General features: G+C 44.1%; 9 protein-coding genes and 2 pseudogenes. 8 read left to right on the forward strand and 3 right to left on the reverse strand.

All coding sequences use genetic code 11. The features are described from left to right. Positions 1-27 precede the first annotated feature (27 nt). Positions 28-1,368, forward strand: coding sequence for a phosphoglucosamine mutase (gene glmM / locus GJB61_RS29190; protein WP_154122546.1), 1,341 nt, complete (start codon positions 28-30; stop codon positions 1,366-1,368). A 595-nt stretch (positions 1,369-1,963) separates the two neighbouring features. Further along, a complete protein-coding gene (gene glmS / locus GJB61_RS29195) occupies positions 1,964-3,796 on the forward strand; it encodes a glutamine--fructose-6-phosphate transaminase (isomerizing) (protein WP_154122547.1) in 1,833 nt (610 codons plus the stop codon). 707 nt (positions 3,797-4,503) lie between these two features. Here the strand turns inward: glmS and GJB61_RS29200 are convergent. The 3 genes and pseudogenes from GJB61_RS29200 to GJB61_RS31390 form a co-directional block, all read right to left on the reverse strand. Beyond that, a pseudogene (locus GJB61_RS29200) lies at positions 4,504-5,723 on the reverse strand (IS256 family transposase). Positions 5,724-6,024: 301 nt separating this feature from the next. Then, positions 6,025-7,279 (reverse strand): annotated as a pseudogene (locus GJB61_RS29205) (IS110 family RNA-guided transposase). 365 nt (positions 7,280-7,644) lie between these two features. Beyond that, a complete protein-coding gene (locus tag GJB61_RS31390) occupies positions 7,645-7,800 on the reverse strand; it encodes a hypothetical protein (RefSeq protein WP_195724518.1) in 156 nt (51 codons plus the stop codon). Positions 7,801-8,587: 787 nt separating this feature from the next. Here GJB61_RS31390 and GJB61_RS29210 point away from each other — a divergent pair. From GJB61_RS29210 to GJB61_RS29235, 6 genes are all read left to right on the forward strand, one after another. After that, a complete protein-coding gene (locus GJB61_RS29210; protein WP_154122548.1) occupies positions 8,588-9,292 on the forward strand; it encodes a thioesterase II family protein in 705 nt (234 codons plus the stop codon). 527 nt (positions 9,293-9,819) lie between these two features. Next, on the forward strand, positions 9,820-11,115 hold the full coding sequence (locus GJB61_RS29215) for a hypothetical protein (protein ID WP_154122549.1): 1,296 nt from the start codon (positions 9,820-9,822) through the stop codon (positions 11,113-11,115). A 250-nt stretch (positions 11,116-11,365) separates the two neighbouring features. Continuing rightward, on the forward strand, positions 11,366-12,226 hold the full coding sequence (locus tag GJB61_RS29220) for a 3-hydroxyacyl-CoA dehydrogenase family protein (protein WP_154122550.1): 861 nt from the start codon (positions 11,366-11,368) through the stop codon (positions 12,224-12,226). A 5-nt stretch (positions 12,227-12,231) separates the two neighbouring features. Further along, positions 12,232-13,335, forward strand: a complete 1,104-nt coding sequence (locus GJB61_RS29225; protein ID WP_338116193.1) for an HAD-IIIC family phosphatase — start codon at positions 12,232-12,234, stop codon at positions 13,333-13,335. After that, positions 13,301-13,546: an acyl carrier protein gene (locus tag GJB61_RS29230; protein WP_154122551.1), complete on the forward strand. Its 246-nt coding sequence runs from the start codon at positions 13,301-13,303 to the stop codon at positions 13,544-13,546. Before GJB61_RS29225 ends, GJB61_RS29230 begins: the two co-directional genes overlap by 35 nt. Positions 13,547-13,550: 4 nt before the next feature. Continuing rightward, positions 13,551-14,720, forward strand: a complete 1,170-nt coding sequence (locus tag GJB61_RS29235; RefSeq protein WP_154122552.1) for an acyl-CoA dehydrogenase family protein — start codon at positions 13,551-13,553, stop codon at positions 14,718-14,720. Positions 14,721-14,722 lie beyond the last annotated feature (2 nt).

A 14,722-nucleotide genomic window follows, 5' to 3' on the forward strand; every position in this document is an offset into this window, starting at 1 on the left:
TAGCAGCATAATCAAAGGAGAAAACACATGGGTAAGTATTTTGGAACTGACGGCGTGCGCGGAGTCGCAAACCGGGAATTAACTGCAGAAATGGCCTATAATATTGGCCGATGTGGTGGATATGTATTAGCGGGTAATCTAGAAAAGCCCAAAGTTGTAATTGGAATGGACACGCGTATCTCCGGCCCAATGCTGGAATCGGCACTTGTAGCTGGTCTGCTGTCTATTGGGGCAGATGTTATCCGTCTGGGTGTAGTAACTACACCTGCAGTTGCTTATATTACAAGACTATTGAAGGCTGATGCGGGCGTGATGATTTCAGCTTCGCATAATCCGGTTGAAGATAATGGTATTAAGTTCTTTGGTGGAGATGGCTTCAAGCTAACCGATGAAACGGAGCTTCGCATTGAAGAATTGATGGATGCCGAGGTCGATGAACTGCCTCGTCCTATAGGCTCAGGGTTAGGAATACTAGCAGTCGATAATGATGCTAAATATCTCTATCTGGAGTATTTGAAAACAACGATCTCCCAAAGCTTCAAAGGTTTCAAGATCGTATTGGACTGTGCCCACGGTGCAGCGTATGAGCTTGCACCACGTTTGTTCAAAGAACTGGGCGCAGAGGTTATAGCCATTGGTTCAGAGCCGGACGGACTGAACATTAATGACGGATTCGGCTCCACACATCCAGCTACATTGCGTGCGGAAGTATTACGACACGGGGCAGATTTAGGACTTGCTTTTGACGGAGATGCTGATCGCCTGATTGCTATTGATGAAACGGGGGATGAGGTCGACGGGGACTTTATCCTCTGCATTTGCGGAGACGCAATGAATCGTGCAGGCAAGCTTAAGGACGGTACGATTGTTTCGACCGTAATGAGCAATATTGGATTCTACAAGGCAACTGAGAAATTATCGCTCAACACTGCCAAAACAGCAGTTGGTGACCGGTATGTCATGGAGGAAATGCGTCGTGGCGGTTATAACCTGGGTGGAGAGCAATCCGGACATGTCATTTTCCTTGATTACAATACGACTGGAGACGGCATTCTGACGGCTATTCAACTGGTGGATACCATGAAGGCTTCAGGAAAGAAGCTAAGTGTGTTGAAAGCCATGATGACGAAATACCCACAGGTGCTTGTGAATGTTCGTGTGCTGGATAAGACTAATTATCCGAATAACGTGGCTATTGAAGCGGCTATTAATGAAGTCGAGGGTAAATTAGGCGATAATGGCCGTGTATTGGTGCGTCCGTCGGGTACAGAACCACTGATCCGCGTAATGGCAGAAGGACCTGACAAAGCCGATTTGGATTTATATGTAAGTCAGATTGTAGATGTAGTACAGCGTGAACTGGTATAACTGCATACCTTCGCAAGGGATTGTTGGCTGGTGAGTGGAGTGCTTTAGCTTCGCTGCACCGGCTCTTTAAATATTCCTGAGGCACAGCATTGCCAAAGTGATGTAAGGTGCATATAATAGACTAAGTGTCATTCCAGAAGGAAAGCGGGGGTTGTGAGGTTAGCATACAAGCGCCAGAACTTGGTCTTGCGCGGGGGAGATGTGTAAGTCATTAAGTGCCTGATATAGGCGAGGCTGGCACAAATCACGGCAGACGTAAGTTGACGAGGTGGAGGTGTTCGAAATGTTCGGCGGGGACCTCCCGGTGATGCACCAGAGCCGTAAATGGAAGCGGAAAATGGAAGGGCGACCTTTCACACAACGCTTTTGTGGGTGCAATAGAAATAAATTATTCGAGGGTTAGGGCATCGGAAGGAAACAATGCAGTTCTGCCACGGCAGAGAAGAAGGCTGGACTTCATGAACATAAGATGACAGTTTATTTTGTTGAGCCAAAGCTTGCAACAGAATATTTGCTTTTTCTCAAAAACATGCCGCACGGCACGTTTCTTTCCGTATGCCGCCCATATTACGATAAATTGGACGGAGGAAAAAATATGTGTGGTATTGTAGGATATATTGGTAATCAGAATTCGCAGGCTATCTTGGTCGAGGGTTTGAAAAAGTTGGAGTATCGTGGGTACGATTCCGCTGGTATCGCTGTATTTACCAAAGAAGGATTGCAAATTGTAAAGGCACAGGGACGTCTGGTGAATTTGGAAACGAGACTGGAAACCCATCCTCTTACAGGCAGCGCAGGGATCGGACATACACGCTGGGCCACTCACGGTAAACCTTCTGATGAGAATTCCCATCCTCATACGGATGATAGCCAGAAATTCTCGGTAGTTCATAACGGTATTGTTGAAAACTACCTGGATCTCAAAGAAGAACTGATTGCTGGTGGATGCCACTTCACTTCTGAAACAGATACTGAGGTTATTTCTCACCTGATCGCTCGTGAATATGATGGAGACATCGTTAAAGCTGTACAAAAGGCGATTACTTTCATGCGCGGTGCGTTTGCACTGGGCGTTCTTACAGAATTTGAACCAGATAAACTGGTAGCAGTACGTCAGGCCAGTCCTCTTATCATTGGTCTTGGCGAAGGAGAAAACTTTATCGGGTCGGATATTCCTGCTCTGCTTGAATATACCCGTAACGTATATATTTTGAACGACGGCGAAATGGCTGTATTGACACGGGATGCTGTCGAATTGATGACGATTGAAGGCAACTTTATTTCTCGGGAAATGATTACTGTCGATTGGGATGCAGTTACCGCAGAAAAAGGCGGCTACGAGCATTTCATGTTGAAAGAAATCCATGAGCAGCCTAAGGCTTACCGCGATACTATGCGCGGCCGCATCAACGCTGAAGGCAACAAGGTTATTTTGCCAGAGCTTAATCTGACCGTTGAACAAATCAAAAATATCCGCAACATTCAGATCGTTGCTTGTGGTACTGCTTATAACGCAGGGCTAGTAGGACGTAATCTGATTGAGTCGCTGGTACGTATTCCGGTGGAAAATGACATCGCCTCAGAATACCGTTACCGTTCACCGATCGTGACACCAGAAACTCTAGTTATTGTAGTCAGTCAATCCGGTGAAACTGCGGATACTCTTGCTGCTCTGCGTGAAGGTCAAGCGAACGGCGCGCATGTACTGGCAATCACTAACGTGGTAGGCAGCTCCATTGCCCGCGAAGCTAATGATGTATTGGTTACCTTGGCTGGACCGGAAATTGCTGTAGCTTCGACCAAAGCTTATACTTCACAGCTGATCGTGTTCACTCTGCTGGGCCTATACATGGCGGAAATACGTGGTACGCAGTCTGAAGCGCAGGTTGCTGAAATTCTGGCAGCGATGCAATCATTGCCTGAGCAAGTGGAAGAAGTTCTGGCACAAAAGGATGACATTAAGAAATATGCAGAACAGATCTCCAAGCATGAGCACTTGTTCTTCATCGGCCGCGGCGTAGATTATGCTGTAGCTCAAGAAGGTTCGCTGAAGCTGAAAGAGATCTCTTATATTCACTCCGAAGCTTATGCTGCGGGCGAGTTGAAACATGGCACATTGGCGCTGATCCAAGAGGGTGTTCCGGTAATTGCCATGGCTACTCAGGAGTCTGTTCTTGAGAAAACCGTCAGCAACATCAAAGAAGTGAAAGCCCGCGGCGCAGACGTTATGGCCATCACGCACCAAGAGCATGTAACTGACCTGCTCAGATCGGTAGACCAAGTATTTGTTATTCCTAAAACCTTGCCGTTACTGACACCTGCTCTGTCCGTAGTGACGTTGCAATTGTTGGCTTATTACGCTTCTCTAGCGCTTGGTCATGACGTGGATAAACCACGGAATTTGGCGAAGAGTGTAACTGTGGAGTAGGGAGTAGTTCTGTTGTTGTTGTCCTGTCTGGTGTATAGAGACAATATAGTTATGAAGTAGACATTAAAGTTATGAAGTGAACATTAAAGTTATGAAGTAGTATGAAGTGATGAATTACATTAATGCCTTAGTTCGTTCTGAAGGCATAAGACCATTTGAAAAAGTGGAAAAGCAACACAGATATCATGAGCCGTCCTGATGAATGTGTTAAATATTGTCTGTAACTGAGCAATATACTTTGTAATTGACAAAAGAATGTGTAACTAGATAATAAAGTGCGTAACTAATAATACTTCTAAGATTGTCCTGATAAATATCCTCAGGACAATCTTTTTTATAGGGACCAGAGGAAATGAAATCTATAGTGTTCGAAGAAAATATAGCGTTAGTGTAGATGTCAGAAGATAATAAAGTCTTAGACTAGAAAAATTAAGTGTTAGACTCAGAAAATAAAGTTGTAGACTAGAAAAATAAAGTGTTAGACTGACGGTGATTCATTAAGCTCCCTCGAAATGGTTCAGTATCCTCACTCTAGCTCATGAATTCGTAGGATTTCACCCTGTGGTTATATTATATAAAGGAAGATGGTTGGGCCGGTGGTTGGGAAATGGAGCATTGGGCATACGGAAATAAAGGTGAACAGGGGTCTGTCAATAATTTTGTGTAAACTCTTTTAAGCACAGATTCCCCCGAGGGGGAGTGGTGATTCATCGCAAGTGTTGACCGACCCGATCTGGGAAAAATACCGAAAGCTGAAGGAGCATTTGTCCCCAGTTTTGAACGCGCCCCGTCCATTTGCGAGTCACGTCGACGGTGGCGAGATAGAGCATTTTAAGCAGCGCCTCATCCGTGGGAAAGATGCTTTTTCCTTTCGTCACTTTACGCAGCTGGCGGTGGTAACTCTCAATCATATTTGTCGTGTAGATGAGTTTGCGGATCTCAGGGGGGTACTTGAAAAAGGTAGCTAACTCCTCCCAATTATTCCGCCAGGAACGGAGGATGAGCGGATATTTGGCTCCCCACATCTCTTCAAAACGGTCGAGTTCAAGCAAGGCTCCTTCTTCGGTAGCTGCCTTGTAAATGGGCTTTAAATCGGCGGTGACCTTTTTCAGATCCTTGTACGAAACGTACCGTGTGGAGCTGCGGATTTGGTGAATAATACACTTTTGGATTTCCGTTTGAGGGTAGCAGGCGCAATCGCTTGAGAGAACCCCGACAGGTTGTCCACACAGATGATGAGGATGTCTTGAACCCCGCGGTTCTTCAGTTCATTCAGTACGCTAAGCCAGAACTTAGAGGACTCGTTCTCGCCAATCCACATGCCCAGTACATCCTTGTTTCCATCCAGATCGATGCCAATGACCATGTAGGCTGCTTTGTTGATAATAGCCCCGTCCTGCTTGACTTTGAAGTGGATGGCATCCAGATAGACTACCGCGTAAACACCTTGTAAGGGGCGATTCTGCCACTCTTTAATGAGGGGAACAATCTTGTTAGTGACATTGGAAATAAGCGTGGGCGAGACCTCAATCCCGTACATATTCTGTAGATGATCTTGGATATCTCTCGTGCTGACGCCTTTGGCGTACAGCGCCACAATCTGCTCTTCGATGCCCGTTACATTCGATTGATGCTTCTTGACCACCAAAGGCTCAAACTCGCCTAAACGGTCTCGAGGGATAATGATTTCCTGTTCGCCGTACTCGCTAACTACAGTTTTGCGGCTTTTTCTATTACGACTGTTTGGAGTGAGTTTCGCCTTCACTTCATGCTTTCCGTAACCCAAATGCGTATCCATTTCGGCTTCCAGCATTTCCTGAATCGTCTCAGCAAATAAATCCTTTAAGGCATTCTGCGCATCTTTTGCGCTGACCAAGTTGTTTTCCTTAATAAACTCCCGCAGTTGCTGTTTTGTCCAAAGTCCCATGTGTTCTCCCCAACCTTTCTCTTACTTCCATTTTAATGGGTTTGAGAGTTTACACAATATATTTTACAGACTCGTGAACAGCTATCACTCATATTGTTCCATATACGCACGTCTCAACTTCCCCCTAGTGCTCCCACGTCTCAACGGGTCATAGCCCTTTCATTCCTTCGTCACATCTAACTACGGGGTGGAGGTCGGTCTTTCTAACGGAACGGGTCCGAGCCCTTTTGCGTAACGTCTCCCGATACTCCGTGCTTTTTAAAATCCTGTGAATGCATGAGCTGGTGAGGATTGATTGGTTTTATGCTGCCGAGAATACCTTGATCGGTTCGTAAGTTGTATTGTTTTTAGCCAGAGCGATTAGCAATCGTATTACTTTACCGCATAATTTCATGATAGATTTCATTTTCTTCAGTTTCTTTTCCTCAACATTGTAACGATGTGACGCTCGAATTTCCGCATTTGTCATGACCATACTCATCGTCATGAGATAAAGAAGATGACGTAAGCGTGGCCGACCTCGTTTGCTGAGCACCATCTTTCCTCGCCATTTCCCGGAGCTAGCTTCAGCTAGATTTAACCCAGCATGACGAAGCAAAGCATTACCGTGCTATATCCGCTTAGATCATCAGCTTCACCGAGTACACCGACTAGATTCGTTACATGAATGCCTCGTATTTCAAGGAGCTTCTGTGCATAAGGAATACGCACAAGAATAAGGCGGAGATCGTGCTCAATTTGTTCAAGCTGGCGTTGAGCTAGGTCAAACTCTTCGAGCAATTGCCCAAGATGAAGCTTGGAGCGCCTGAGTGGTGCCCACACTGGATTTTGCAAGTGAAATGAGTAGTTCAGTACGTTTAACTCCAGCATGACGCTTCACATATTTCTTCCAACCGTCAAGGACCTGTTCTATGGTTAACCGACTGATCTATTTCGGTAAAGGGAAGAGTCTGAGTATTGCGATTGCACTGGTGCAAGTAAGAATCTTAAAGACCTGGTGAAGTTCAGGAAAACAATGTCTACCCAGCGATGGATTTGATTAACCGCAGCGTTGAGGCGCTTGGTAACCATTTCTCGGTTTGCCATTAGAATACGGAGTTCCTCGTAAGCTTCCGAATGAAAACGAACAGGGGAGTAGTACCCGTTTTTTGACCATGTCTGCAATAACAAGTGCATCTTTATGGTCACTTTTAGAGGGAGTATTATCACGGTTTTCCTTGTTCTTTTTGACGAGATGAGGATTAACCAACACAGGATCTTATACCTTGATCGAGGAGCCAACGTGCAAGGTTAAACCAATAGTGTCCAGTGGGTTCCATACCAACTATGACGCTCCTAAGTTCGCAGGATTTGAGTAGATCTTGAATCCAGTGTTCGAAGAGATCGAACCCTTCACGATGGTTACCGAACTCAAGCGGAGTCCCCAGAGCAATTCCACGAAAGCTGACGGCACGAGCTACATGGATCTCTTGTGCGATGTCTACACCAATAACCAAGTGATAAACGGTAATATTTTCAATGAGTTGATTTTGTTTATCTTGAGATTTAAACTTCATAGTAGAGCGACCTCCTAGATGATGGGCTTTTTGAGGCAATCACCTCGTGTGTAAACCCATCGTACAAAGGCGCTCGTTTTTGTGTAAAGGCTAAATTATTCATTCTACAGGAATTCTAACGGGAAACGTTAGCTCAATAAAACAGCGTCAGTCTAGGACTTTATTTTCTCGTCTACGGCTGATGCTATTTTTATAGTTGGGACCAGTCTAATACTTTTTTTACGAGATCTGACGGTTTTATAATTCGAAAAGCCGCGTGGGACCAACATTTCTAGTCTAATACTTTATTTTCTTTCTACAGTAGACCGCAATTTAAGTCTGCACCTATCCCACAAAGTTTCCCATTGATCACTTAAAGTTTGCCACTAAGCCGAGCGAAATTCAGGCATTCCCCCGATCTGTTCCTCTGTTGTTTCCTTCAAACCTAAGCCCAAATCCCTGTGTTTTCCTGCCTTCAGCTCAAACTTATTTTGCTTTTTCGGCCCCGTTTTTCCTCGATTATTACTGATTTTCTCTGTCATTTCCCTATTTTCATATCTAACTTAATTTACTTCAGAGATTTGGGGAGATGAAGGGACAAGGGATTGAAAGTCTTTGTGGGGTAAGGGGTTGAGGGGACTGAGGAGGGGAAGTTGCAGACCTTAAGACAAATTGACAGATAACTGTACGAAATTTCAAGACGACCCGATGGATTTCCATACACAAATTTACAGTCTCGATCAGAGAGTTCCTGTTGGGATCACCATGGACTTTCCGCTGTTCGAAACCTCCATTTCTATTTAATCATAAAAATCCGAGTCGACCATAGGAAAAGAGCGGTTGCAAGTGCCTCATCCACTGGTGTGGTTTACACTCAATCGAATAGATTTAGCAGGCGAGCTGGAAGAGAGGTGACGGTCGTCCAGTTAACGGCTGCTCTGGGAATCAGGACAGATGAGCCGGAACATTCCGGTCGACTGGACCGAGAAGCATTCCTCTCTAGGCACTCATGGAGGCGAGTCACTGCAGCGCTATGATCGCCTGATGGGGGGATCAGAAGATACGAAGTGATCTGACGGAATTTTCTGGGTAGCCAAGGCTGGCTCATATGGTGAACTATGTCAGCCTGCAACAGGCAGGATACCCACATGAACAACCTTTAGGTAAATAAGTGAATAAGAATAAAATGATCTAAAAATATTATGCTGTAAAATGTCTAATTATGACATGAAAATAGGACTAATTTCATAGGGATTACACAAGTTAAGAATGTAGTAATATATGGAATGGAAGCGATCTTTATGGAATTAATAGTTTGAGGTGCTCAATATGAAATCTGTGAATTTATTTTGCTTTCCATTTGCCGGAGGATCTTCGATAGCATATTTTCCATGGAAACGCTATTTGCATCCGGCTATCAAGCTTCAGTCTGTCGAATTGGCCGGTCGCGGCGCACGGTGTAAAATGCCTTTTTATATTGATTTTAAGGAGGCGATTGACGATATATATGAGCAAGTTTGCCCCTTATTGGAAGAAAGACCATATGTGATGTTTGGTCACAGCATGGGTGCATTGCTTGTCTACGCTTTGATCGAGCGCATACGAAATAAAGGAGGGCCCTTTCCTAAACATCTATTTTTCTCAGGAAGATATCCTCCTCATATCCGTAAGGAGTCATTTGAAAAATATCAGTCGGATGATGAACTTATCCAAAGAATTTTACGATTCGGAGGGACACCAAAGGAATTATTTGAAGTACCAGAGTTGGCAGAAATGTACCTCGAGATTTTCAGAGCCGATTTCCATCTTATTGATACCTATATTCATATCGATCACTCACAGTATGAATTTGATATTTCGGTCTTGACTGGTCGAGAGGATCTAGATGTTACACGAGAGGATATAGAATCATGGAAATGCTATACATCACATTCCTGCCATTTGAATACATTTGAAGGTGGACATTTTTATTTGAAGGATCGGATTCAAGATGTAGTAGGTTATATTAACAAGATCTCGACGGATGTCTGTTAGCACGCGGAGGCAAAGGATGAAGTGCGATACAACAGTTGATAGCCATTAAAAATAATTCAGAAGGTACTTGAGCTGGAGGCAGAAGAAGCTGAGTTTTCCTTAGATACGCTGATAAAATCGCCTTGGTTTGAACTCTTATGCAATTTTGATGGTCGTTATCGTACTACTCTTGGATGAACCTACCAATCATTTAGACTTCAAAGGTATTGACTGGGTTATAGGAGGAATTTGACACATTCTAAGGTTCCGTAATCGTTATTTCGCTTGATAGGTACTTTCTTGATCGTAAGGTCGGCAGATATGTGAATTGGAAAATAGGACTCTGACTGGTATTGCATTTTTTTCTGTAGTACGTTCTAACAGCTGTGAAGTTATAAAGCAGTCGAGCCACTTCTTCTTTACTGGCTGAGTGATAGTGATATGCAGCCAAGACAGCACTAGCCGTGAATTCTAAATCAAAGCCTGACCATGATATATAACTTTTAAATGGAGTTGCAAAACAATACCTTAGTCGGGGGGGACAGAAAATGCCGAGTGTATTAGAACCGGCTCGATCAATTAATGAGGAAGAAGAGGAAATTTTGTTCACTGATACGGCAAGGCCTGAGCTTACAAATTATAATTATACCCAAAAACAACATTGCATTATGATAGAAAACATAGGGGATGAAACCATTTTTTTGGCGATAGAATCCGATATAGAGTATCTAGTGCATCCAATGTCGCTGTTAGATATGAAGATCACATTTAATACTTTTAGTATAAGGTCCTTAAAGGAGCATCAAAAGTTTAAAGCAATCACAAGGCAGAGGATTGGACATACGAACCAACAGGAGAAAATAAAGATTTTGCAAATGAATGAAAATCCTATATTAAATACATATAATTCTTATGCAAGCGTATTTTCAATAATCGAGCTAGATAAAGTCACTTTACCTTGGTTTCATAGCAGCTTTATACAAATATGTTACGACTCTAAATATGATTGGTATTTTTTTGAGAATCATAATGTATTAGATGCTTGCATATGGCTAAAAAATTGTAAGTTAACTCGTGAAACTATCCAACGAAGGTATAATAATGTGACTGAATTTGTTATCGAATCTATCGATTCCGATTATTATGCTTATTTTTTAGTCAATCCGTATTATATATCTGCATTTAATACCGATCAGCAGGGCCTTCATGAAATACTTATTTTCGGCTACGATGTTGAAAATGAATGGGTTTACATTGCTAATAACTTTGAAAATGGAAAATATATTAAAAGTAAATGTACCTTTCAAGAGTTGGAAGCGTCTTTTCAACATGTCACTTTCGATTGGGTGGGCATTCACTTATACAAAAAAAATGATCCGGAAATAAAAGTGAAGTTTAATAGAGAGTACGTCATTCGATCCTTAAAGGCATATCTTGAAGGCACGCCTAGCCTGAGTCAACCAACCCCGCCTTCATGGTGGACATATGACTGTGTATATGGTGTCGAGGTCTATAATAAATTGATTAGTCAGATAACAGCAGGAACGGAACAGGAAGCATTTGATCTTGATGTAAGGGCATTTCACCTTTTTTGGGAGCATAAGAAGTGCATGGTGTTACGTATTCAATATATGATTGAGGAACTTGGAAAAGTACAATTAACAAGTTTATGGAAGCAATATGAAGAACTCCAAAAAAGATCATTTGTAATAAGAAATGTGGCAATAAAATATAATTTTTTGAAAAATAAAAATGTCATTCAGACTCTAATTAATGGACTTCAAGAAATTATGGAAATGGAAAAGATAATAATCCGGAATATTATTTCAATTCTTGAAGAGTAGTTTCTATAACCTCTCAGTATGAGTACCGATGCAAAGGTAGCGGCACGAAAATGATAGCCGGATAAGCCATATTGCGAAAATTGAGAATCTTCTCTAATGGACATGAAAAACTCTAAAGATGGATGGCATTGAGCTGCTGTCGAAGTACAAGGGGCAAATGATAACTGTGGAGATTACTTCATGTTTCTGAAGAACTCAGTATACCGGGAGTTCTAGATGAATTGATTTTGATTTTAGGAGGGATAGCGGAATGCTTCAAACGTTTGGAGTTATCGGAGCAGGCGTCATGGGCACAGACATTGCACTTGATCTCGCAGGTTATGGGTATAAAGTAATCTTGAAGGATATTAATGAAGATATAATTCTTCGAGCGAAGGAAAAGATTCGTAAAGAATTTCGGATGTACCAGCTGACACAAAAGCACTTGAAGGCTCTGACCGTGGACGAGTTGTTGTCTCGCGTTGTTTTTACGACGACTTACGAAGAATTTGAAAAGGTCAATTATGTCATAGAAAATGTGACGGAACATTGGGATACGAAGAAGCAAGTGTATTCCGAATTGCGTGATGTATGCTGTGAGGATGTCTATTACGCAGTCAATACGTCCTGCATATCGATTACGAAGGTGGCAGCACTGTTGCCACGCCCAGAACTTGTCATCGGGATGCATTTTATGAATCCAGTGCCATTGAAAGAGATGGTTGAGGTAGTCCGCGGAATGCACACATCTGATGAAACGGTGGCGGTGGCTGAGGAGTTTTTGCAATCTTGCCGAAAAACACCGGTCGTTGTAAATGATTTCCCAGGCTTTGTGACCAACCGTGTTCTGATGTTGACGATCAATGAGTGCATCTGGGCGGTACAAGACGGAGTCTCGAAGCCACAAGACGTTGATAAGATTTTCCGAATGGGCTTTGGGCATAAAATGGGACCATTGGCGACTGGTGACCTGATTGGTCTGGACACGATTTTGAATTCTCTGTACACCCTCTATGAACAGTTCAAAGATCCGAAATTCCGCCCAGCTCCACTGCTAGTCAAGATGGTAGACGCAGGTTTGTTGGGTCGCAAATCGGGTATGGGATTCTTTGAATATACACGGAAGGGGTAATCTCAGTGATTTCGAAAGGCAAAGAAATTAAGTGTGTAGTCTGGGACCTGGACCATACGATTTGGGATGGCGTTTTGTTGGAGTCAGAAAAGGTGAATTTGAAGGATGGCATTGTAGAGATTCTCGAATTACTAGACTCCCGAGGCATCCTGCATTCCATTGCCAGCAAAAATAACTATGATGACGCGATGAGTAAGTTGCATGAATTTAACATCGGTCACTATTTTCTCTACCCACAGATTCATTGGAACGCTAAGTCACAGTCGATTGCGAAGATTCGTGAGAAGCTGAATATCGGGATTGACACATTCGTCTTTGTGGACGACCAAAGCTTTGAGCGCGATGAAGTGGCAAGCATATTCTCGGAGGTGTTTTGTGTGGACGCTCTGGAGTATGCGGAACTGCCTGCTCATCCACGACTTAATCCGCAGTTCATCACGGAAGACTCGAAACGCCGTCGCCTCATGTATCTCGAAGACATGCATCGAAACCAAGAGGAAGAGGAGTACCAAGGACCAAAAGAGTCGTTCTTGGCTTCCCTGCAGATGAAATTTATCCTCTCAGATTGTGAAGAGGAGGATTTGAAGCGTGCTGAGGAGTTAACCCAGCGCACCAACCAGCTGAATTCGACAGGGAGAACGTTCGACTATGACGAACTGAACGCATTCCGTCATTCGGATCGACATCGCCTGCTGGTTTGTGAGTTGACGGACCGCTACGGTTCCTACGGGAAGATCGGTCTCACACTGATTGAACTGATTGAAACGCACTGGTATCTCAAATTGATGTTGATGTCCTGCCGTGTAATGTCGCGCGGTGTGGGAACGGTCCTGATGTCACACATTATGCAGCAAGCGAAGAAGGACGGTAAAAAATTGCTCGCTGACTTTAAGCAGACAGATCGCAACCGTATGATGTACGTGACCTACCGTTTCGCTAACTTTAAAGAAATTGAAAACGACGGGCAAGGCAACATTTTGTTTGAGAACGACTTGAGCACCATTCAGCCGTTCCCACCTTATATCGAAGTCAATGTCCGTGAACAAAATACATCGGCTAAGGAGCGTTACATAGATGGAACTCAACCAAAAAATTCGTTCGTTTATTGAATCCCAACTGGTCGTATTTGAAGATGACGCAAAATTTGAAGACGACGAAAACATTTTCGAAATGGGGTTTGTGAACTCCTTATTTGCGATGCAATTACTGGAATACATCGAGTTGGAGTTCGGCATGACCATTGACAACGAAGACCTTGATATTAAAAACTTTTCCACCGTCAACAACATCGCAGCACTGGTCAACAGAAAGGTTGGATAAGCCGATGAGCCACGTTATCGACCTAACGCAAGAGGGACGTCAAGCGCAGATCGTCGCAGAAGCGGAAAAATTTGCAGAAGAACATATCGGTCCACGCGCTCGTGAGTTTGATGAAGCAGGGGTGCTGGCAGACGATTTGATTCAAAATATGGCCACTCGCGGATACTTAACCGCCAACCTCCCGACGGAGTACGGCGGACTCGGTCTGGACCCGGTACATTACGGCTTGTTCCAGCAGGCAATCGGAAAAGCGGACTGCGCAACTCGCACTTTGATCACGGTACATTCAGCCTTGTGTGGTGAGAGCTTGCTCCGCTGGGGCAATGAGGAGCAAAAGGAATTGTGGTTACCACGCATGGCAAAAGGTGAATCGCTGGCCGCATTTGCTTTGTCCGAGCCGAACGTAGGGACGGATGCAAAGTCTGTCGAGACGCGCTACCGCAAGGTGGGTGACATCTATGTCTTGAACGGTGAAAAAAAGTGGATTTCTTTTGGAGACAAAGCGGATCTGTTCGTGGTGATAGCGGGCAATGATCAGGGGCAGGTTTCTGCATTTCTCGTTGAGCGAGATTTCCCTGGTGTAACAACTAGGCCGCTGAGGGGGATGTTAGCTGGACGAGCAACGCACATCGCGAAGATTGAGTTCGACAACGTGGAAGTGCCAACCGCGAATTTGCTCGGGAAGGAAGGTGGGGGCTTCACGTACATTGTTTCGACGGCTCTTGATCACGGACGTTACAGTATCGCGTGGGCAGGGGTATCAATCGCTCAAGAGGCAGTCAACCAGATGGTTTCATACGCTCGTAAGCGCAAGCAGTTTGGTAAGCGCTTAGCGGAATTCCAATTGATTAAAGGTCTAATCGCCGACGCAACTACCGAAACACATGCGGCTCGTGCCCTGTGCCTAAAAGCGGGTGAAATGCGCAAGAACAAATTGCAGGACGCTGCCATGGAGACGACAATGGCGAAGTACTTTGTCTCGAAAGTGGCAATGAAGGTTGCAACCGACTGCGTGCAGGTACACGGTGGAAACGGATGCATCTCGGATTACCCAGCGGAACGATTGTTCCGTGAGGCGAAGATGCTTGAGATCATCGAAGGTACTTCGCAGATTCAGCAGGAGATCATATCTGGATATGCTCTGCGTAAATACAGCAAAGCTTGTAAGCGATAACA

This window comes from Paenibacillus monticola, assembly GCF_009664975.1.
Taxonomy (GTDB): Bacteria; Bacillota; Bacilli; order Paenibacillales; family Paenibacillaceae; genus Paenibacillus_AQ; species Paenibacillus_AQ monticola.

Coding starts and splice junctions, on each gene's coding strand:
- GJB61_RS29235 (WP_154122552.1), top strand. CDS start 13,551: ATGAGCCACGTTATCGACCTAACGCAAGAGGGACGTCAAGCGCAGATC.
- glmS (WP_154122547.1), top strand. CDS start 1,964: ATGTGTGGTATTGTAGGATATATTGGTAATCAGAATTCGCAGGCTATC.
- GJB61_RS31390 (WP_195724518.1), bottom strand. CDS start 7,800: ATGACAGAGAAAATCAGTAATAATCGAGGAAAAACGGGGCCGAAAAAG.
- GJB61_RS29215 (WP_154122549.1), top strand. CDS start 9,820: ATGCCGAGTGTATTAGAACCGGCTCGATCAATTAATGAGGAAGAAGAG.
- glmM (WP_154122546.1), top strand. CDS start 28: ATGGGTAAGTATTTTGGAACTGACGGCGTGCGCGGAGTCGCAAACCGG.
- GJB61_RS29220 (WP_154122550.1), top strand. CDS start 11,366: ATGCTTCAAACGTTTGGAGTTATCGGAGCAGGCGTCATGGGCACAGAC.
- GJB61_RS29230 (WP_154122551.1), top strand. CDS start 13,301: ATGGAACTCAACCAAAAAATTCGTTCGTTTATTGAATCCCAACTGGTC.
- GJB61_RS29210 (WP_154122548.1), top strand. CDS start 8,588: ATGAAATCTGTGAATTTATTTTGCTTTCCATTTGCCGGAGGATCTTCG.